Annotated in this window: 16 protein-coding genes and 1 pseudogene; 16 read left to right on the top strand and 1 reads right to left on the bottom strand. The window is 72.9% G+C overall.

The features are described from left to right. The first annotated feature begins 5 nt into the window (after positions 1 to 5). The 13 genes from OG715_RS10210 (at position 6) to OG715_RS10150 (ending at position 16,108) form a co-directional block, all read left to right on the top strand. Entirely contained in the window at positions 6 to 983 is a 978-nt protein-coding gene (locus OG715_RS10210; protein ID WP_266275336.1) for an aspartate carbamoyltransferase catalytic subunit, read from the top strand. Beyond that, entirely contained in the window at positions 980 to 2,284 is a 1,305-nt protein-coding gene (locus tag OG715_RS10205; protein ID WP_266275338.1) for a dihydroorotase, read from the top strand. Before OG715_RS10210 ends, OG715_RS10205 begins: the two co-directional genes overlap by 4 nt. Then, on the top strand, positions 2,281 to 2,865 hold the full coding sequence (locus tag OG715_RS10200; RefSeq protein ID WP_266275340.1) for a PH-like domain-containing protein: 585 nt from the start codon (positions 2,281 to 2,283) through the stop codon (positions 2,863 to 2,865). The genes OG715_RS10205 and OG715_RS10200 overlap by 4 nt, the downstream gene beginning before the upstream one ends. Then, entirely contained in the window at positions 2,862 to 4,052 is a 1,191-nt protein-coding gene (carA, locus tag OG715_RS10195) for a glutamine-hydrolyzing carbamoyl-phosphate synthase small subunit (protein WP_266275342.1), read from the top strand. The genes OG715_RS10200 and carA overlap by 4 nt, the downstream gene beginning before the upstream one ends. Continuing rightward, positions 4,045 to 7,356: a carbamoyl-phosphate synthase large subunit gene (gene carB / locus OG715_RS10190; RefSeq protein WP_266275343.1), complete on the top strand. Its 3,312-nt coding sequence runs from the start codon at positions 4,045 to 4,047 to the stop codon at positions 7,354 to 7,356. Before carA ends, carB begins: the two co-directional genes overlap by 8 nt. Positions 7,357 to 7,422: 66 nt before the next feature. Continuing rightward, a complete protein-coding gene (locus OG715_RS10185; protein ID WP_266275345.1) occupies positions 7,423 to 8,535 on the top strand; it encodes a quinone-dependent dihydroorotate dehydrogenase in 1,113 nt (370 codons plus the stop codon). Between the two features lie 47 nt (positions 8,536 to 8,582). After that, a complete protein-coding gene (gene pyrF, locus OG715_RS10180) occupies positions 8,583 to 9,416 on the top strand; it encodes an orotidine-5'-phosphate decarboxylase (protein WP_266275346.1) in 834 nt (277 codons plus the stop codon). Between the two features lie 359 nt (positions 9,417 to 9,775). Further along, positions 9,776 to 10,102, top strand: coding sequence for an integration host factor, actinobacterial type (mihF, locus tag OG715_RS10175; RefSeq protein WP_030056187.1), 327 nt, complete (start codon positions 9,776 to 9,778; stop codon positions 10,100 to 10,102). 49 nt (positions 10,103 to 10,151) lie between these two features. Further along, entirely contained in the window at positions 10,152 to 10,709 is a 558-nt protein-coding gene (gmk, locus tag OG715_RS10170) for a guanylate kinase (protein WP_043471804.1), read from the top strand. Between the two features lie 39 nt (positions 10,710 to 10,748). Beyond that, complete coding sequence (gene rpoZ, locus OG715_RS10165) at positions 10,749 to 11,015, top strand: DNA-directed RNA polymerase subunit omega (protein ID WP_030240625.1); 267 nt, start codon at positions 10,749 to 10,751, stop codon at positions 11,013 to 11,015. A gap of 209 nt (positions 11,016 to 11,224) precedes the next feature. Further along, the gene (gene coaBC, locus OG715_RS10160; protein WP_266275348.1) at positions 11,225 to 12,460 is read left to right on the top strand and encodes a bifunctional phosphopantothenoylcysteine decarboxylase/phosphopantothenate--cysteine ligase CoaBC; all 1,236 of its coding nucleotides are present in this window, start codon (positions 11,225 to 11,227) and stop codon (positions 12,458 to 12,460) included. 152 nt (positions 12,461 to 12,612) lie between these two features. After that, positions 12,613 to 13,821, top strand: a complete 1,209-nt coding sequence (gene metK / locus OG715_RS10155; protein WP_266275350.1) for a methionine adenosyltransferase — start codon at positions 12,613 to 12,615, stop codon at positions 13,819 to 13,821. A 136-nt stretch (positions 13,822 to 13,957) separates the two neighbouring features. Continuing rightward, a complete protein-coding gene (locus OG715_RS10150; protein WP_266275351.1) occupies positions 13,958 to 16,108 on the top strand; it encodes a primosomal protein N' in 2,151 nt (716 codons plus the stop codon). Positions 16,109 to 16,692: 584 nt separating this feature from the next. On the opposite strand, the pseudogene OG715_RS10145 reads toward OG715_RS10150, so the two are convergent. Next, positions 16,693 to 17,044, bottom strand: a pseudogene (locus OG715_RS10145) (hypothetical protein); the annotation flags it as partial. 241 nt (positions 17,045 to 17,285) lie between these two features. On the opposite strand from OG715_RS10145, the gene def reads away from it, so the two are divergent. From def to OG715_RS10130, 3 genes are all read left to right on the top strand, one after another. Continuing rightward, positions 17,286 to 17,831 (top strand): peptide deformylase, encoded by a 546-nt coding sequence (gene def, locus OG715_RS10140; RefSeq protein ID WP_266275353.1) that lies wholly within the window; start codon positions 17,286 to 17,288, stop codon positions 17,829 to 17,831. Between the two features lie 99 nt (positions 17,832 to 17,930). Continuing rightward, on the top strand, positions 17,931 to 18,878 hold the full coding sequence (fmt, locus tag OG715_RS10135) for a methionyl-tRNA formyltransferase (RefSeq protein WP_266275355.1): 948 nt from the start codon (positions 17,931 to 17,933) through the stop codon (positions 18,876 to 18,878). A gap of 223 nt (positions 18,879 to 19,101) precedes the next feature. Beyond that, entirely contained in the window at positions 19,102 to 20,577 is a 1,476-nt protein-coding gene (locus OG715_RS10130; protein WP_266275357.1) for an RsmB/NOP family class I SAM-dependent RNA methyltransferase, read from the top strand. Positions 20,578 to 20,676 lie beyond the last annotated feature (99 nt).

The raw sequence follows: 20,676 nt of genomic DNA, 5'->3' as shown, positions 1-20,676 counted from the left end.
CCCGCGTGAAGCGCCACCTCGTGTCCGCCGCCGATCTCACCCGCGACGACGCGCTGCTCGTCCTGGACACCGCCGAGGAACTCGCCCAGCTGTCCGGCCGGGCGGTCAAGAAGCTCCCCACCCTCCGCGGCCGCACCGTCGTCAACCTCTTCTTCGAGGACTCGACCCGCACCAAGACCTCCTTCGAGGTCGCCGAGAAGCGGCTCTCCGCGGACGTCATCAACTTCTCCGCCAAGGGCTCCTCGGTCTCCAAGGGCGAGAGCCTCAAGGACACCGCCCTGACCCTCCAGGCGATGGGCGCCGACGCGGTCGTCGTCCGGCACCACGCCTCCGGCGCGCCGGCCCGGCTGGCCCAGTCCGACTGGCTGCACGGCAGCGTCATCAACGCCGGTGACGGCACCCACGAGCACCCCACCCAGGCCCTGCTCGACGCCTTCACCATGCGCCGCCACCTCAACCCGGGGTCCGGCAACGACCTGGCCGGGCGGCGGGTGACCATCGTCGGCGACATCCTGCACAGCCGGGTGGCCCGCTCGAACGTCCACCTGCTCACCACGCTCGGCGCCCAGGTGACCTTCGTCGCCCCGCCGACCCTGCTGCCGATCGGGATCGAGAACTGGCCCTGCGAGGTCAGCTACGACCTGGAGAGCGTGCTCCCGAAGACCGACGCGCTGATGATGCTCCGGGTCCAGCGCGAGCGGATGAACGCCGCGTTCTTCCCCACCGAGCGCGAGTACACCCGCCGCTACGGCGTCGACGGCCCGCGGATGGCCCGGCTGCCCGAGCACGCCATCGTCATGCACCCCGGCCCGATGGTCCGCGGCATGGAGATCACCGCCGAGGTCGCCGACTCCCCGCGCTGCACCGTGGTCGAGCAGGTCGCCAACGGCGTCTCCGTCCGGATGGCCGTGCTCTACCTGCTGCTCGGCGGAGCCACCCTCACCGACACCCCCCGCACCGACTCCGTGGAGAGCGCCAAGTGACCACCTACCTGATCCGCAACGCCCAGATCCTCGGCGGCGCTCCGCAGGACCTCCACCTCGTCGACGGTGCGATCGCGGCGATCGGCACCGCCCTGGACGCCACGGCGGACATCGAGATCGACGCCACCGGGCTGATCGTCCTGCCCGGCCTGGTCGACCTGCACACCCACCTGCGCGAGCCGGGCCGGGAGGACGCCGAGACCGTCCTCACCGGCACCCGCGCCGCCGCCAAGGGCGGCTTCACCGCCGTCCACGCGATGGCCAACACCTTCCCGGTGGCCGACACCGCCGGTGTGGTCGAGCAGGTCTGGCGGCTGGGCCAGGAGTCCGGCTACTGCGACGTCCAGCCGGTCGGCGCCGTCACCGTCGGCCTGGAGGGCAAGAAGCTCGCCGAGCTGGGCGCCATGCACGAGTCCGCCGCCGGCGTCCGGGTCTTCTCCGACGACGGCAAGTGCGTCGACGACGCGGTGATGATGCGCCGCGCGCTGGAGTACGTGAAGGCCTTCGACGGCGTCGTCGCCCAGCACGCGCAGGAGCCCCGGCTGACCGAGGGCGCCCAGATGAACGAGGGCCAGGTCTCCGGCGAGCTCGGCCTCGGCGGCTGGCCGGCCGTCGCGGAGGAGGCGATCATCGCCCGCGACGTGCTGCTCGCCGCGCACGTCGGCTCCCGGCTGCACATCTGCCACGTCTCCACCGCCGGCTCGGTCGAGATCGTCCGCTGGGCCAAGGCCAAGGGCTGGGACGTCACCGCCGAGGTCACCCCGCACCACCTGCTGCTGACCGACGAGCTGGTCCGCTCCTACGACCCGGTGTACAAGGTCAACCCGCCGCTGCGCACCGCCGAGGACGTCCAGGCGCTGCGCAAGGCGCTGGCGGACGGCACCATCGACGCCGTCGCCACCGACCACGCGCCGCACCCGGCCGAGGACAAGGACTGCGAGTGGGCCGTGGCCGCGATGGGCATGGTCGGCCTGGAGACCGCGCTGTCCGTGGTGCAGCAGACCATGGTCGACACCGGCCTGCTGAACTGGGAGGGCGTCGCCGACCGGATGTCGCACCGCCCGGCCCGGATCGGCCGCCTCGCGGGGCAGGGCCGGCCGGTCTCGGTGGGTGAGCCCGCCAACCTGGTGCTGTTCGATCCCGCGTACCGTGGTGCCGTGAACCCCGACAGCTTCGCCACGCGCTCCCGCAACACCCCTTACAAGGGCCTCGACCTGCCCGGACGGGTGCACGCCACCTTCCTGCGCGGCCGCGCCACGGTGCTGGCCGGCGAGCTGGTCGAGCAGGGTGGTCTCGCGTGAGCTCCACGACCGGGGGCGCCGTCGCGCTGCTGGCCCAGGAGCAGGCCAGGGTGACCAATTGGCCCGGGTACATCGGCTGGACGGTCGGCCTGCTGCTGGTCATCGGCCTCGTCTACTGGCTGATGCGCCAGGGCTGGAACTGGCGCCGGACCCTGCAGTCCGGGATCCCGCCGCTCCCCGCCGTGCCGGAGCGCGCCGGCCGGACCATCCTGGAGACCAGCGGCCGGTACCACGGCACCACCACCGCCGGGAACTGGCTCGACCGGGTCGTCGCGCACGGCCTGGGCACCCGCAGCCGCGCCGATCTGACCCTCGGCGAGAACGGCCTGCTGGTGCAGCGCCCGGGCGACGTCGACTTCTGGATCCCCGCCGAGCACCTGACCGGTGCCCGGACGGACTCCGGGATCGCCGGCAAGGTCGTCCCCTCCGGGCTCCTCGTCGTCACCTGGACGCACGAGGGTACCGAGCTGGACTCCGGTTTCCGGGCCGACCACCCGGACGAGCACGCCGCCTGGGTCGAGGCGGTCGCTCAACTCGCAACACGTACGACGACGAAGAAGACGGAAGAGGCCGCGTCATGACCGCACCTGCCCCCACCACGCAGCGCCAACGGCGGGAGCGTGTGCCCGCTGTGCTCGTCCTGGAGGACGGCCGGACCTTCCGGGGCCAGGCCTACGGCGCGACCGGCGAGACCTACGGCGAGGCCGTCTTCAACACCGGCATGTCCGGCTACCAGGAGACCCTCACCGACCCCTCGTACCACCGCCAGGTGGTCGTGATGACCGCCCCGCAGATCGGCAACACCGGCTGGAACGACGAGGACGACGAGTCCAAGCAGATCTGGGTCGCCGGGTACGTCGTCCGCGACCCCTCCCGGGTCGCCTCCAACTGGCGCTCCCGCCGCTCGCTGGACGAGGAGCTGGTGAACCAGGGCGTCGTCGGCATCAGCGGCATCGACACCCGGGCGCTCACCCGCCACCTGCGCGAGCGCGGCGCCATGCGCTGCGGCATCTTCTCCGGCGAGGCCCTGGCCGACCCGGCCGCGCTGCTCGCCAAGGTGCAGACCTCGCCCGAGATGAAGGGCGCCGACCTGTGCGCCGAGGTCGCCACCACCGAGCCCTACGTGGTGCCCGCGATCGGTGAGAAGCGCTTCACCGTCGCCGCCCTGGACCTCGGCATCAAGGCGATGACCCCGCAGCGGATGGCCGAGCGCGGCATCGAGGTGCACGTGCTGCCCGCCAACGCGACGATCGAGGACGTCTACGCCGTCGACCCCGACGGCGTGTTCTTCTCCAACGGCCCGGGCGACCCGGCGACCGCCGACCACCAGGTCGCCGTGGCGCAGGGCGTGCTGGAGCGGAAGACCCCGTTCTTCGGGATCTGCTTCGGCAACCAGATCCTCGGCCGCGCGCTGGGCTTCGGCACCTACAAGCTCAAGTACGGCCACCGCGGCATCAACCAGCCGGTGCAGGACCGCACCACCGGCAAGGTCGAGGTGACCGCCCACAACCACGGCTTCGCCGTGAACGCGCCGCTGGACAAGGTCAGCGACACCCCGTACGGGCGGGTCGAGGTCTCCCACGTCTGCCTGAACGACGACGTGGTGGAGGGCCTCCAGGCGCTCGACGTGCCCGCCTTCAGCGTGCAGTACCACCCCGAAGCGGCTGCCGGCCCGCACGACGCGGCCTACCTCTTCGACCGGTTCGTCGAGCTCATGCGAGGCGACGACAAGCAGAGTGTTGAGCTCATGGAGGGCCAGCGTGCCTAAGCGCACCGACATCAAGTCCGTCCTGGTCATCGGGTCCGGCCCGATCGTGATCGGCCAGGCCGCCGAGTTCGACTACTCGGGCACTCAGGCGTGTCGCGTCCTCAAGGCCGAGGGCCTGCGGGTCGTCCTGGTGAACTCCAACCCGGCGACGATCATGACCGACCCGGAGATCGCCGACGCCACCTACGTCGAGCCGATCACCCCGGAGTTCGTCGAGAAGATCATCGCCAAGGAGCGCCCCGACGCCCTGCTGCCCACCCTGGGCGGCCAGACCGCGCTCAACACCGCGATCTCCCTGCACGCCGCCGGCACGCTGGAGAAGTACGGCGTCGAGCTGATCGGCGCCGACGTCGAGGCGATCAACAAGGGCGAGGACCGCGAGCTGTTCAAGGGCGTGGTCGAGGCCGTCAACGCCAAGATCGGCCACGGCGAGTCCGCCCGCTCGGTCATCTGCCACACCATGGACGAGGTCATCGCCGGGGTCGACACCCTGGGCGGCTACCCGGTCGTCGTCCGCCCCTCCTTCACCATGGGCGGCGCCGGCTCCGGCTTCGCCCACGACGAGGACGAGCTGCGCCGCATCGCCGGCCAGGGCCTGACGCTCTCCCCGACCACCGAGGTGCTCCTGGAGGAGTCCATCCTCGGCTGGAAGGAGTACGAGCTGGAGCTGATGCGCGACAAGAGCGACAACGTCGTGGTCGTCTGCTCGATCGAGAACTTCGACCCGATGGGCGTGCACACCGGTGACTCGATCACCGTCGCCCCGGCGATGACGCTCACCGACCGCGAGTACCAGATCCTGCGGGACATCGGCATCGCCGTGATCCGCGAGGTCGGCGTCGACACCGGCGGCTGCAACATCCAGTTCGCCGTCAACCCCGACGACGGCCGGGTCATCGTCATCGAGATGAACCCGCGGGTGTCCCGCTCCTCGGCGCTGGCCTCCAAGGCCACCGGCTTCCCGATCGCCAAGATCGCCGCCAAGCTCGCCGTCGGCTACACCCTCGACGAGATCCCCAACGACATCACCGAGCAGACCCCGGCCTCCTTCGAGCCGGCCCTCGACTACGTCGTGGTCAAGGTCCCCCGGTTCGCGTTCGAGAAGTTCCCGAGCGCCGACGCCACCCTCACCACCACCATGAAGTCGGTCGGCGAGGCCATGGCCATGGGCCGCAACTTCCCCGAGGCGCTGCAGAAGGCGCTGCGCTCGCTGGAGAAGAAGGGCTCCCAGTTCACCTGGGTCGGCCCGGTCGGCGACAAGGCCGAGCTGCTGGCCAAGGCGGTCGTGCCGACCGACGGCCGGATCAACACCGTGATGCAGGCCATCCGCGCCGGGGCCACCCCGGACGAGGTGTTCGAGTTCACCAAGATCGACCCGTGGTTCGTCGACCAGCTCTTCCTGCTCGACGAGATCGCCGCCGAGCTGGCCGAGGCCCCCGAGCTCACCCCCGAGCTGCTGCGCCACGCCAAGCGGCACGGCTTCTCCGACCACCAGATCGGCGAGATCCGCGGCCTGCGCCCCGACGTCGTCCGCGAGGTCCGGCACGCGCTGGGCATCCGCCCGGTGTTCAAGACCGTCGACACCTGCGCGGCGGAGTTCGCGGCCAAGACCCCGTACTTCTACTCCTCCTACGACGAGGAGAACGAGGTCGCCCCGCGCACCAAGCCCGCGGTGATCATCCTCGGCTCCGGCCCGAACCGCATCGGCCAGGGCATCGAGTTCGACTACTCCTGCGTGCACGCCTCCTTCGCGCTCGCCGAGGCCGGGTACGAGACCGTCATGGTCAACTGCAACCCGGAGACCGTCTCCACCGACTACGACACCTCCGACCGGCTCTACTTCGAGCCGCTCACCCTGGAGGACGTGCTGGAGATCGTCCACGCCGAGAAGCAGGCCGGACCGCTCGCCGGTGTGATCGTCCAGCTCGGCGGCCAGACCCCGCTCGGCCTGGCCCAGGCGCTCAAGGACAACGGCGTGCCGATCGTCGGCACCCAGCCGGAGGCCATCGACCTGGCCGAGGAGCGCGGCGCCTTCGGCCGCGTGCTGCGCGACGCGGGCCTGCCCGCCCCCAAGCACGGCACCGCCTTCTCCTTCGCGGAGGCCAAGGCCCTCGCCGACGAGATCGGCTACCCGGTGCTCGCCCGCCCGTCCTACGTGCTCGGCGGCCGCGGCATGGAGATCGTCTACGACGAGGAGTCGCTCGCCTCCTACCTGGAGCGGCACGCCGGTCTCATCTCCGAGCACCCGGTGCTGATCGACCGCTTCCTCGACGACGCGGTGGAGATCGACGTCGACGCCCTCTACGACGGCACCGAGCTGTACCTCGGCGGCGTCATGGAGCACATCGAGGAGGCCGGCATCCACTCCGGCGACTCCGCCTGCGCCCTGCCCCCGATCACCCTCGGCGGGTACGACATCAAGCGGCTGCGCGCCTCCACCGAGGCCATCGCCCGCGGCGTCGGGGTGCGCGGCCTGATCAACATCCAGTTCGCGCTCTCCGGCGACATCCTGTACGTCCTGGAGGCCAACCCGCGCGCCTCGCGCACCGTGCCGTTCACCTCCAAGGCGACCGCGGTGCCGCTGGCCAAGGCCGCCGCCCGGGTCTCGCTCGGCGCCACCATCGCCGAGCTGCGCGCCGAGGGCATGCTCCCGGCCGAGGGCGACGGCGGCACCCTGCCGGCCGACGCCCCGATCGCGGTCAAGGAGGCCGTGATGCCGTGGAGCCGCTTCCGCGACATCCACGGCCGCGGCGTGGACACCGTCCTCGGCCCGGAGATGCGCTCCACCGGCGAGGTCATGGGCCTGGACCGGGTGTTCGGCACCGCCTACGCGAAGGCCCAGGCCGGCGCCTACGGCGCGCTGCCGACCAAGGGCAAGGTCTTCGTCTCGGTCGCCAACCGCGACAAGCGCAACCTGGTCTTCCCGGCCCGCGCGCTGGTCAGCCTGGGCTTCGAGGTGCTCGCCACCGCCGGCACCGCCGAGGTCCTCCAGCGCGGCGGCATCCCGTCGACGCTGGTGCGCAAGCACAGCGAGGGCGAGGGCCCGAACGGCGAGCGGACCATCGTCCAGCTGATCCACGACGGCGAGGTCGACCTCATCATCAACACGCCGTACGGCACCGGCGGCCGCCTCGACGGCTACGAGATCCGCACCGCCGCCGTCGCCCGCGCGGTGCCCTGCCTGACCACCGTGCAGGCCATGGGCGCCGCCGTCCAGGGCATCGACCGGCTGCTGCGCGACGAGGTCGGCGTCATGTCGCTCCAGGAGCACGCCGAGCTGATCAACGCCGGCCGCGCCAAGTAGCACCACCGCAGTGGGGGGCACCAGTACCGCCGGGTGCCCCCCACTTCCATGCCCTGGGAGGACTTTGTGTACAAGCTGCTGTTCGACCTCGTGTTCAAGAAGATGGACCCGGAGAAGGCCCACCACCTGGCCTTCTTCTGGATCCGGCTGGCCTCCTCGGTGCCCGGCCTGCGCGGCCTCGTCCGGCTGGTGCTCGCCCCGCGCGACCGGGCGCTGCGCACCGACGCCCTCGGCCTCGCCCTGCCGGGACCGTTCGGCCTGGCGGCCGGCTTCGACAAGAACGCGGTCGGCATCGACGGCCTGTCGATGATCGGCTTCGACTACGTCGAGATCGGCACCGTCACCGGCGAGGCGCAGCCCGGCAACCCGCAGCCGCGACTGTTCCGGCTGGTCGAGGACCGCGCGCTGATCAACCGGATGGGCTTCAACAACCAGGGCTCGGCCCGGGTCGCCGCCCGGCTGGCCGCCCGCCCGCACACCAGCTCCACCCCGGTCGTCGGCGTCAACATCGGCAAGACCAAGCTGGTCGAGGAGGCCGACGCGGTCGCCGACTACGTGAAGTCCACCGAGCGGCTCGCCCGCTTCGCCGACTACCTGGTGGTCAACGTCAGCTCGCCGAACACCCCCGGGCTGCGCAACCTCCAGGCCGTCGAGCACCTGCGCCCGCTGCTGAGCGCCGTGCGCGAGGCCGCCGACCGGACCACCCCGCACCATGTGCCGCTGCTGGTCAAGATCGCCCCCGACCTGGCGGACGAGGACATCGACGAGGTCGCCGACCTGGCCCTGGAACTGGGCCTGGACGGCATCATCGCGACCAACACCACGATCGGCCGCGAGGGCCTGCGCAGCGACGCCGCCCGGGTCGCGGAGATCGGCATGGGCGGCCTGTCCGGCGCCCCGCTCAAGGAGCGCGCGCTGGTGGTCCTCCAGCGGCTGCGCGCCCGTACCGGCGGCCGGCTGACGCTGGTGTCGGTCGGCGGCATCGAGACCGCCGAGGACGCCTGGCAGCGGATCGTGCACGGCGCCGACCTGGTGCAGGGCTACAGCGCCTTCGTCTACGAGGGCCCGTTCTGGTGCCGGCGCATCCACAAGGGCCTGTCGGCGCGCCTGCGGGCCGGCGGCTTCCGCAGCCTGGCCTCGGCCGTCGGCAGCGCGGTCGACGACCGCACGGCCGCCTGAACCCCTCCTCCCACGCCTCTTCTCCCACGCCCCTCCGGAAGGACGTCATGACCCTCGCCCCCTTCGGCGCCCGGCTGCGCCACGCCCTCGACACCCGCGGCCAGCTCTGCGTGGGCATCGACCCGCACGCCTCCCTGCTCGCCGCCTGGGGCCTGGAGGACACCGTCGCGGGCCTGGAGACCTTCAGCCGCACCGTGGTCGAGGCGCTGGCCGGCCGGGTGGCCGTGCTCAAGCCGCAGGCCGCGTTCTACGAGCGCTTCGGCTCCCGGGGCGTCGCCGTCCTGGAGCGCTCGGTCGAGGAGGCCAGGGCGGCCGGCGCGCTCGTCCTGATGGACGCCAAGCGCGGCGACATCGGCTCCACCATGGCCGCCTACGCGGAAGCCTTCCTGGCGCCCGGCAGCCCGCTCTTCTCGGACGCCGTCACGGTCAGCCCCTACCTGGGCTTCGGCTCGCTGCGTCCGGCGCTGGACCTGGCGAAGGCGAGCGGCGCGGGCGTGTTCGCGCTGGCGCTCACCTCCAACCCGGAGGGCGCGGAGGTGCAGCGCGCGATCGGCGCCGACGGCGAGCCGGTCGCCGCCTCGGTGCTGCGCCAGCTGGCGGAGGAGAACGCCGGGGCCGAGCCGCTGGGCTCCTTCGGCGCGGTGGTCGGTGCCACCCTGGCCGACGCCGGGGTGGACCTGGCGATCAACGGCCCGCTGCTGGCCCCCGGCATCGGGGCGCAGGGCGCGACGATGGCGGACCTGCCGCGGGTGTTCGGCGCCTCGGTGCGCAATGTCGTCCCGAGCGTCAGCCGGGACGTGCTGAAGCACGGCCCCTCGGTTGAGGCGCTGCGCTCGGCCGCCGACCGTTTTGTCCAGGAGTACGCCGAAGCGGTCAAGTAGCGGACGGCATCGCGGGGTTCGCCCCGGCGGACGCTCCGCAGCACCCCCGTGACGGGTTGCGACGGGGGAGGCGGGACGGCGGCCCGACGTGAGCGCCGTCACATCGGTGCCGCCAAAGCTTCGCAATCACGGTCATTTTGCCCCGGAAAGTCCTGGTCGGCCTTGGCTGACCAGGACTTTTCGTGTTCTTTTCCTGACGCGGCGCCGCAATCCGGGTAGTGTCCGGCGATAGGTCAACGAAGAGCCGCGAATTCTGCTGCTCTCGCAGGTCAGGGGTGGCGCGTCGCTCTCTGGCCGGTGTCCTGGGAACCACAACAGTCCTAGTTCAATCCCTTCCATCCACACCTGAGGTGAACGGCGTGGCTCTTCCGCCCCTTACCCCTGAACAGCGCACCGCCGCGCTCGCGAAGGCCGCCGAGGCTCGCCGGGAGCGCGCCGAGGTCAAGAACCGGCTCAAGCACTCCGGCGCCTCCCTGCACGAGGTGATCAAGGCCGGCAAGGCCGACAACGACGTGATCGGCAAGATGAAGGTCTCCGCTCTGCTGGAGTCCCTGCCGGGCGTGGGCAAGGTCCGCGCCAAGCAGATCATGGAGCGGCTCGGCATCTCCGAGAGCCGTCGTGTCCGTGGCCTCGGAACGAACCAGATCGCCTCCCTGGAGCGGGAGTTCGGCGGCGGTGCCGCCTGACCGTGCCCCCGTGGTCCCAGGATCGTCCGCGATCCGGGATAATCGGTGCATGAGTGAGCGTCCGCGGCTGACCGTGCTCTCCGGCCCCTCGGGGGTCGGCAAGAGCACGGTCGTCGCTCATATGAGGAAGCAGCACCCCGAAGTCTGGCTCTCGGTGTCGGCGACGACCCGCCATCCGAGGCCGGGCGAGCAGCACGGGGTCCAGTACCACTTCGTCGACAACGACGAGTTCGACAAGCTGATCGCCAACGGCGAGCTGCTGGAGTGGGCCGTGTTCGCGGGCAACCGCTACGGCACCCCCCGGGCCGCTGTCCAGGAGAAGCTGGAGCGCGGCGAGCCCGTGCTGCTGGAGATCGACCTGCAGGGTGCCCGCCAGGTGCGCGAGTCCATGCCCGAGGCGCAGCTGGTCTTCCTGGCTCCGCCGAGCTGGGACGAGCTGGTCCGCCGGCTCACCGGCCGGGGCACCGAGCCGCAGGACGTGATCGAGAAGCGGCTGGAGGCTGCCAAGATCGAACTGGCGGCCGAGCCGGAGTTCGACACCACCCTGGTCAACACCTCCGTCGAGCAGGTCGCCACTGAACTGCTAGCCTTGCTCGGTGTAGGCTGACCTGTTGTCTTTTTTTCCACCCTTTCGGAAGGTTTTCGCGTGTCCTCTTCCATGACCGCGCCCGAGGGCATCATCAACCCGCCGATCGACGAGCTGCTTGAGGCCACCGACTCCAAGTACAGCCTGGTCATCTACGCGGCCAAGCGTGCGCGTCAGATCAACGCGTACTACTCCCAGCTCGGCGAGGGCCTGCTGGAGTACGTCGGCCCGCTGGTCGACACCCACGTGCACGAGAAGCCGCTGTCGATCGCGCTGCGCGAGATCAACGCCGGCATGCTGACGGCCGAGGCGATCGAGGCCGCCTGAGGCGTCACCGCGTCTGCGGAAGGGCCCGTCGGAGTTCGCTCCGACGGGCCCTCCGTCTTTTCTGCTTCCGGTGGTGCCGTGCTGTCCCGGCGGCCGGGCGGGGTGCCACTGGGCGGGGTGCCACTGGGCGGGGTGCCACTGTGCGGGTGATCGGCGGCGGGCCGTAGGGTTGGCGGGCATCTGGGACCGCCACGAGGAGAGCAGGCGACATGAGCGGCAGCACGGAGCGGACGGGCGCACCGCGCGTCGTCCTCGGCGTCAGCGGCGGCATCGCCGCGTACAAGGCGTGCGAGCTGCTGCGGCGGTTCACCGAGTCCGGCCACCAGGTCACCGTGGTGCCCACCGCGGCGGCGCTGCACTTCGTCGGCGAGGCGACCTGGGCGGCCCTCTCCGGCCGCCCCGCGGCCACCGAGACCTGGGACGACGTGCACGAGGTCCCGCACGTGCGGATCGGGCAGAACGCCGACCTGGTCGTGGTCGCCCCGGCCACCGCCGACCTGATGGCCAAGGCCGCCCACGGCCTCGCCGACGACCTGCTGACCAACACCCTGCTCACCGCCCGCTGCCCGGTGGTGCTGGCGCCCGCGATGCACACCGAGATGTGGGAGCACCCCGCCACCCGGGAGAACGTCGCCACGCTGCGGCGCCGGGGCGTGATCGTGCTGGAGCCCGCCAGCGGGCGGCTGACCGGCAAGGACACCGGCAAGGGGCGGCTGCCCGAGCCGTCCGCGATCTTCGACGCCTGCCGGGCCGTGCTCCGGTACGGCGGCGAGCGGGCCGACCTGGCCGGCCGGCACGTGGTGGTCTCGGCCGGCGGCACCCGTGAGCCGCTCGACCCGGTCCGCTTCCTCGGCAACCGCTCCTCCGGCAAGCAGGGCTACGCGCTCGCCGCGACCGCCGCCGCCCGCGGTGCGCGTGTGACGTTGATCTCGGCCAACGCGGGGCTGTCCGACCCGGCCGGGGTGGACGTGGTCCGGGTGGCCACCGCGCTGGAACTGCGGGACGCGGCGCTGAAGGCCGCCGAGGACGCGGACGCCGTGGTCATGGCCGCGGCGGTGGCCGACTTCCGGCCCGCGGCCTACGCCGCCGGCAAGATCAAGAAGGTCGAGGGCGTCGAGCCGGCGCCGGTCGCGCTCGTCCGCAACCCCGATGTGCTCGCCGAGCTCTCCGCCCACCGCACCCGTTCGGGCCAGTTGGTGGTGGGATTCGCGGCGGAGACCGACAACGTCCTCGCCAATGGCCGCGCCAAGCTCGCGCGAAAGGGCTGCGACCTGCTGGTGGTCAACGAGGTGGGGGACGGAAAGGCCTTCGGGCAGGATGTCAACGAGGCCGTGGTACTGGGCGCGGACGGCACCGAGACCCCCGTTCCGGTGGGTCCGAAGGAGGCTCTCGCGGACGTCGTCTGGGACCTGGTCGCGGAACGGCTAGATCTGCGCGCCCATTGATCCCAAGGGGTGGGCATACGGTCTTCGATTCCGGAATCACGTGACGTTTCCCGGAAGCCGACCGTTACACTCCAGGAATCAAGTCTTTCCGGAAGTCCCCGGTTCCGACCGGGGCCTTTCAGTCAGCAGCCGCTGCAACCCCAGGGAGCGCTGTGTCTCGCCGCCTGTTCACCTCGGAGTCCGTGACCGAGGGACACCCCGACAAGATCGCTGACCAGATCAGCGACACCATTCTTGACGCTCTCCTCCGTGAGGACCCGACTTCCCGGGTCGCGGTGGAGACGCTGATCACCACCGGCCAGGTGCACGTGGCCGGCGAGGTGACCACGAAGGCTTACGCGCCGATCGCGCAGCTCGTCCGGGACAAGATCCTGGAGATCGGCTACGACAGCTCCAAGAAGGGCTTCGACGGCGCCTCCTGCGGCGTTTCCGTCTCGATCGGCGCGCAGTCGCCGGACATCGCCCAGGGCGTCGACACCGCGTACGAGGCCCGGGTCGAGGGTGACGAGGACGACTTGGACCGGCAGGGCGCCGGCGACCAGGGCCTGATGTTCGGCTACGCGTCCGACGAGACGCCCGAGCTCATGCCGCTGCCGATCACCCTGGCCCACCGCCTCTCGCGCCGCCTCACCGAGGTGCGCAAGAACGGGACCATCCCCTACCTGCGCCCCGACGGCAAGACCCAGGTCACCATCGAGTACGACGGCGACAAGGCCGTCCGCCTCGACACCGTGGTGGTCTCCACCCAGCACGCGAGCGACATCGACCTGGAGTCGCTGCTCACCCCGGACATCCGCGAGTTCGTCGTGGAGCCGGAGCTGAAGGCGCTCGCCGAGCAGGGCATCAAGCTCGTCACCGAGGGCTACCGGCTGCTGGTCAACCCGACCGGCCGGTTCGAGATCGGCGGCCCGATGGGCGACGCCGGCCTCACCGGTCGCAAGATCATCATCGACACCTACGGCGGCATGGCCCGCCACGGCGGCGGCGCCTTCTCGGGCAAGGACCCGTCCAAGGTGGACCGCTCGGCCGCGTACGCGATGCGCTGGGTGGCGAAGAACATCGTCGCCGCCGGCCTCGCCCGCCGCGCCGAGGTCCAGGTCGCGTACGCGATCGGCAAGGCCGAGCCGGTCGGCCTGTTCGTGGAGACCTTCGGCACCGAGACCGCGCCGGTCCTCGCGATCCAGAAGGCCGTCACCGAGGTGTTCGACCTGCGTCCGGCCGCGATCATCCGCGACCTGGACCTGCTGCGCCCGATCTACTCGCAGACCGCCGCGTACGGCCACTTCGGCCGTGAGCTGCCGGACTTCACCTGGGAGCGGACCGACCGGGTGGAGCAGCTGAAGAAGGCCGTCGAGGCCTGATCGGCTCGTAGGATCGTTTCATAGGATCGTTTGACGGCAGGTGGTGGCCGCCCGGCTCTCCGGGTGGCCACCACCTGCCGTTTTGTCGGTGGACCTGCTGCTGTTCTGTCGGTGGGACCTGGTAGGACTGGGTGCGATGAGCAGCAGGCAGGGGAGTGACGAGGACGGCGGGGCGGTGGGCGAGGAGGTCGAGGACGCGGGGGTGGTGAGCGAGGACGCGGCGGACGGCGGGGCGCCGGAGCAGCTGGCGTTCATCCGGGAGACGGTCCGGCGGGCCAAGCCGCGCAGCTGGCGCGGGGCCAAGCGGGCCGAGCACCTGCCGGTCGCCCGGGTGGTCGTCGACAAGGGCGTGCTCACCATCGACAAGTTCTTCGACTACGAAGTACCGGCCGCGATGGCGGAAGAGGCCCGGCCCGGTGTCCGGGTCCGGGTCCGCTTCGGCGCGCGGGTGGTCAAGGGCCAGCGCGAGGGCGGGGAACTCCACGACGGATTCATTGTCGCCCGGCTGGAGAAGAGCGACTTCTCCGGGCCGCTGGCCCCCCTCGCACAGGTCCTCTCGCCCGAACCGGTGCTCACCCCCCAGCTGCTCCGGCTCTGCCGCACCGTCGCCGACCGGTACGCCGGCACCCTGGCCGACGTCCTGCAGCTCGCCGTGCCGCCCCGGCACGCCAAGGCGGAGGCCGAGCCCTCGCCGCCGCCGTCGCCCCGCCCGGACGCGCCCGCGCCCGGCGGCTGGAGCCGCTACCCGGCCGGGCCGGACTTCCTGGCCTCGCTGGCCGCCGGCGGGGCGCCGCGCGCGGTCTGGACGGCCCTGCCCGGCCCCGGCTGGCCGTACGAGACCGCCCGGGCCGTCGCGGCCACCCTGGCGAGCGGGCGCGGCGCGCTGGTCGTGGTGCCCGACGGCCGTTCGGTGGCCAGGGTCGACCGGGCGCTGACCGAACTGCTCGGCGAGGGCCGGCACGCCGTCCTGGCCGCCGACCTCGGCCCGCGCGAGCGCTACCGGCGCTGGCTCACGGTCAGCCGGGGCTCGGTGCGCGCCGCCGTCGGCACCCGGGCGGCGATGTTCGCGCCCGTGCACGACCTCGGGCTCGTGGTGGTCTGGTCCGACGGCGACTCCAGCCACTGCGACCCGCGGGCCCCGCACCCGCACGTGCGCGAGGTCGCCCTGCTGCGTGCGGCCGAGGAGGGCGCGGCGGTGCTGCTCGGCGGGCACGTGGTCACCGTCGAGGGCGCCCAGCTGGTGCGGACCGGGTGGGCCAGGGCGCTGACCGCCGACCGGGAGACCGTCCGCCGGACCGCACCCCGGGTCCGCACCGTCACCGACCTCGACCAGCACCGGGACGCCGCCGCGCAGGCCGCCCGGCTGCCCTCGATCGCCTGGGAGGCCGCCCGCGAGGGCCTGGCCGCCGGCGGTCCGGTGCTCATCCAGGTGCCCCGGCGCGGCTACGTCCCCCGGCTGGCGTGCGGGCGCTGCCGCACGCCCGCACGCTGCCGTCGCTGCGAGGGCCCGTTGGAGGCGGCCGGGGCCGACGCGCCCCTGCACTGCGGGTGGTGCGGCGAGGAGGAGCGGGAGTGGCACTGCCCGGAGTGCGGGTCGTTCCGGCTGCGGGCCCAGGTGGTGGGCGCCCGGCGGACGGCCGAGGAGCTCGGCAAGGCGTTCCCCCGGATCCCGGTGCGGACCTCCGGGCGGGACGCGGTGCTGACCACCGTGCCGGACGAACCGGCGCTGGTGATCTCCACGCCCGGGGCGGAGCCGGTCGTCGAGAGCGGCGGCGGGTACGCGGCGGCGCTGCTGCTGGACGGCTGGGCGCTGCTCGGCCGCCCCGACCTGCGGGCCGGGGAGGAGGCGCTGCGGCTCTGGCTGACCGCCGCGGCGCTGGTCCGGCCGTCGGAGGAGGGCGGGACGGTGGTGGTGGTCGCCGAGCCGACCGCGCGGCCGGTGCAGGCGCTGGTGCGCTGGGACCCGCTCGGGCACGCCGGGTTCGAGCTGGACGAGCGGGCCCAGCTGCACTTCCCGCCGGTGGCGCGGATGGCCTCGGTCACCGGCAGCCCGGCGGCGGTGGCGGACCTGCTGAACCTGGTCCGGTTGCCGCCGGACGCGGACGTGCTCGGGCCGGTGCCGGTGGCGGCGCTGCGGGGGGAGGAGCAGGAGCGCGCGCTGCTGCGGGTGCCGCCGGGGCAGGGGGCCGCGCTGGCGGCGGCGTTGAAGGCGGCGCAGATCGCGCGGATCGCGCTGCGGACGCCGGAGGTGGTGAAGGTGCGGATCGATCCGACGGACATCGGCTGAGGGGCGGTCCGGCGGGGGTGTGTGCGGGGCCGGTGCCGGGACCGGTTCTGTGACCGGTGCCGTTTATCGGTGCTGTGTTCGGCTGTGGGGTCGTGTGTTCGGTGGTGGATGCCGGACAGCGGGTGAGGGGCGCGGCGTTCGTGCGCGGCCCTCACCCGGCGTCCGGGTGGTGCGTCAGCTGCGCAGGGGGACGCCGGAGCGGTCCAGGGCGGTGCGGTCGACGGCGCTGCGGTCGAGAGTCGCTCGGTCGCCGGTGCCGCGCTCGCCGGTGCCTCGGTCGAGCGCGGCGCGCTCCATGGCGGCGCGCTCCAGGGCGGTGCGGTCGAGGCCGCCCTGGCGGGCGGCCGGGACGGTGGTGGCCAGGCCGGTCGGGGCGGGGGAGCGGTCGCGCTCCACCGTCGGGTGGCCGGGGCCGGTGTGGCCGGGGGCGGTGTGGCCGGGGGCGGTGTGGGTCGGCGGGTGGCCGGCCGCGGCGTGCTGCGGGGTGTGGGTCGCGGGGTGCGGCGCGGAGTGGCCGGGGAGCTCCTCGGAGCGGTCCGGGCGGCTCGGGTTGGGCACCGTCCCGCTCGCCGCCAGCAGCTCGCCGGTCGGCCGGCGCATGCCGTAGCGGCGGTGCACCGCCTGCTTGGTCACCCCGAGGGCGGAGCCCACCGAGTCCCAGGAGAACCCCAGCGCGCGGTCGAACTCGACCGCCGCCGCCACCAGGGTCTCCACGCTCTCCCGCAGCTCCTGCGCCAGCCGCACCGTCGGCGCGGGGGCTCGTCCGTACACCACGAAGCCCGCGGAGGTGCTGGGGCGACGGGGGCGGTAGACGTTGCCCAACTGGGCGGTGAGCGTCCGCAGCGCGTCGACCTGCCGCCTCACCCGCTCGATGTCCCGCACCAACAGGTGCAGGCTCGCCCGCGCCCGGGCGTCGTGGTTGATCTGCTCGGCCATGGCCTACGTGCCGCCTTCCGTACGGTTCACTCGACCGGAGCGCCCTTCCCGCGCGCTCCGGCCACGGTCAATCCCCCTTGACCAACGCCGGACCGGCCACCGGGGTCACGCAGGCAGGGCGAGCGGGATATGCCAGAACCTCGTGCGGGCGGATTGCATAGACTTGCCGACGGCCGCGCGCGCCCCGCTCGGCCGTGCGTTCCCAGCAGCCGGCACCCCGACGGACAAGGAGCCCGTGCCCGTGGCGATCCAGCCGATCCGAATCTTCGGAGACCCCGTCCTGCGCGCCACCGCCCAGCCCGTCACCACCTTCGACAAGGAACTCCGCACCCTGGTCGGGGACCTCACCGAGACCATGCTCGACGCCCCCGGCGCCGGCCTGGCCGCGCCTCAACTCGGCATCTCGCTGAGGGTGTTCACCTACCACGTGGACGGCGTCACCGGGCATCTGATCAATCCCGACCTGTCGCTGAGCGAGGAGGAGCAGGACGGCCCCGAGGGCTGCCTCTCGCTCCCCGGCCTGCGCTACGACACCCGGCGCGCCTACGGCGTGGTCGCCCGCGGCTTCAACATGTACGGCGACCCGGTCACCGTCGAGGGCACCCAGCTGCTGGCCCGCTGCATCCAGCACGAGACCGACCACCTGGACGGCATCGTCTTCATCGACCGCCTCGACCCGGAGCAGCGGAAGGCCGCGCTCAGGGCGATCCGGGAGACGGACTGGGGCTCCGGTCCGGTGCCCGTGGTCAAGGTCTCCCCGCACAGCACCTTCGGCGCGGCGCGCTGAGCGCCTGCGCGTCTGGCCCCGGTCTCGTTCCGGTGTCCGTCCGATCTCCTCCCGATCTCCTTTGATCGGTGTCAACTCCTTACTGCAGAAAGGCACTTGATGCGCCTCGTGTTCGCCGGCACCCCCGAGGTCGCCGTTCCCGCCCTGGACGCCCTGCTCGCCTCCGACCGGCACGAGGTCGTCGCGGTGGTCACCCGCCCCGACGCCCCCTCCGGCCGGGGCCGCAAGCTCGTCGCCAGCCCCGTCGCCCAGCGCGCCGAGGAGGCCGGGATCGAGGTCCTCAAGCCGGCGAAGCCGAGCGACCCCGACTTCGTCGCCCGGCTCACCGAGCTCGCGCCCGACTGCTGCCCGGTCGTCGCCTACGGCGCCCTGCTGCGCCCCGGCACCCTGGAGATCCCGAAGCACGGCTGGGTCAACCTGCACTTCTCGCTGCTCCCCGCCTGGCGCGGCGCCGCGCCCGTCCAGCACGCGGTGATGGCCGGCGACGAGGTCACCGGCGCGTCCACCTTCCTGATCGAGCAGGGCCTGGACTCCGGCCCGGTCTACGGCGTGATCACCGAGGAGGTCCGCGCCGCCGACACCAGCGGCGACCTGCTCGGCCGGCTCGCGCACTCCGGTGCCCGGCTGCTCGCCGCCACCATGGACGGCATCGCGGACGGCAGTCTGCACGCCGTCCCGCAGCCCGCCGAGGGCATCACCCTCGCCCCGAAGATCACCGTCGAGGACGCCCGGATCGACTGGACCGCGCCCGCACTGCGGGTCGACCGGGTCGTGCGCGGCTGCGCCCCCGCGCCCGGCGCGTGGACCGAGTTCCGCGGCGAGCGGCTCAAGGTCACCGGCCCGGTCACCCTGGTGCCGGCCTCCGCCGATCTCGCCCCGGGGGAGCTGGCGGTCGGCAAGAACAGCGTCCGGGTCGGCACCGGCAGCCACGAGGTCGAGCTGGGCGAGGTGCGGCCGCAGGGCAAGAAGGCCATGCGGGCGGCGGACTGGGCGCGCGGCGCGCGGATCGAGTCCGGCGAGCGTCTGGGTGAGCGCCCCGCGGAATGAGCCGGGCCGGGCGGGGCGGCGTGCACTTTGCAAAGTGTGCGAGGACTTTGCAAAGTGCACTTTGCAAAGTGCACGCCCGGGCCCGTAGCGCGGACACCCGGGCCTCCCCGGCGAGGGCGTGCGGGAGCCCGTCCGGGAGCGGCGTGAGCTGAGCCGGTCCGCTTTTCGCGTTACTGTTCGAGAGATCACGACATAACCTCCGTAGCACCTTGAGGCACATCCCATGAGCACGTCCCACAGCAATTCCGGCACCACCTCCGGCGCGGCCGGCGCGTCCGGCGGAAAGCGCGCCCCGCGCCCGCACCGGCGCCCGAAGAAGGACCCCGCGCGAATCGTCGCCTTCCGCGCCCTGCGGGCCGTCGACGAGCGCGACGCCTATGCCAACCTGATCCTCCCCTCGCTGCTCCGCGAGGCCGAGCAGAAGGGCATGGACCGGCGCGACGCGGCACTCGCCACCGAGCTGGTCTACGGCACCCTCCGGCTCCAGGGCACCTACGACGCGGTCATCGCCGCCTGCATCGACCGCCCGCTCAGCAAGGTCGACCCGCCGGTCCTCGACGTCCTCTCGCTCGGCGCCCACCAGCTGCTGACCACCCGCATCCCCAGCCACGCCGCCGTCTCGGCCACCGTCGAACTCGCCCGGGCGGTGCTCGGCGACGGCAAGGCCAAGTTCGTCAACGCCGTGCTGCGCCGGATCAGCGCCCACGACCTGGACACCTGGCTGGAGAAGGTCGCGCCGCCGTACGACAAGGACGCCGAGGACCACCTCGCCGTCGTGCACTCCCACCCGCGCTGGGTGGTCGCCGCCCTGTGGGACTCGCTCGGCCGCTGGCAGCCCGGCGCCGCCGGACGCGAGGCGATGGAGGAACTGCTCCGCGCCGACAACGAGCGCCCCGAGGTCACCCTGGTGGCCCGGCCCGGCCGGATCGCCGTCGGCGAGCTGGCCGAGACCCTGCCGGAGGCCGAGCCGGGCCGCTGGTCCCCGTTCGCGCTGCGGCTCGCCGAAGGCGGCGACCCGGGCTCGCTCGCGGCCGTGCAGGACAACCGGGCCGGCGTCCAGGACGAGGGCAGCCAGCTGGTCGCCCTCGCTCTCGCCGCCGCGCCGCTGGACGGCCCGGACCGGCTGTGGCTCGACGGCTGCGCCGGCCCCGGAGGCAAGGCCGCGCTGCTCGCCGCGCTCGCCGCGGAGCGCGGGGCCGCGCTGGTCGCCAGCGAGAAGCAGCCGCACCGGGCCCGACTGGTCGCCCGCACCCTGGCCGGCAACCCCGGCCCGTACACCGTGATCGCCGCCGACGGCACCCGCCCGGCCTGGAAGTCCGGCGGCTTCGACCGGGTGCTCGTCGACGTGCCGTGCTCCGGCCTCGGCGCCCTGCGCCGCCGCCCGGAGGCACGCTGGCGTCGCCGGCCGGCGGACGTCGCCGCCTTCGGACCGCTCCAGCGCGACCTGCTGCGCTCGGCCGTCGAGGCCACCAGGATCGGCGGCGTGGTCGGCTACGCCACCTGCTCGCCGCACCTCGCGGAGACCAGGGCGGTCGTCGACGACGTGCTGCGGGAGCTGGGCGGCAGGGTCGAGTGGATCGACGCCCGGCCGCTGCTGCCCGGCGTTCCGGCCCTCGGTGACGGCCCCGACGTCCAGCTCTGGCCCCACCTGCACGGGACGGACGCGATGTACCTGGCCCTGCTGCGCCGCACGGCGTAACGGCGTAGGGCGCGTAGCCCGCCGGGGCGCGGGCTCGTCAGGAACGGCCGGTCGGGTCCGGCCCGGGTGATCGGCCCGGGCCGGACCCGATCGGGGTGT

The organism is Kitasatospora purpeofusca (assembly GCF_036010405.1).
Classification (GTDB): Bacteria; Actinomycetota; Actinomycetes; order Streptomycetales; family Streptomycetaceae; genus Kitasatospora; species Kitasatospora purpeofusca.
The sequence above is the reverse complement of the archived record's forward strand: the minus strand, read 5'-3'. Positions and strand labels throughout refer to the sequence as shown.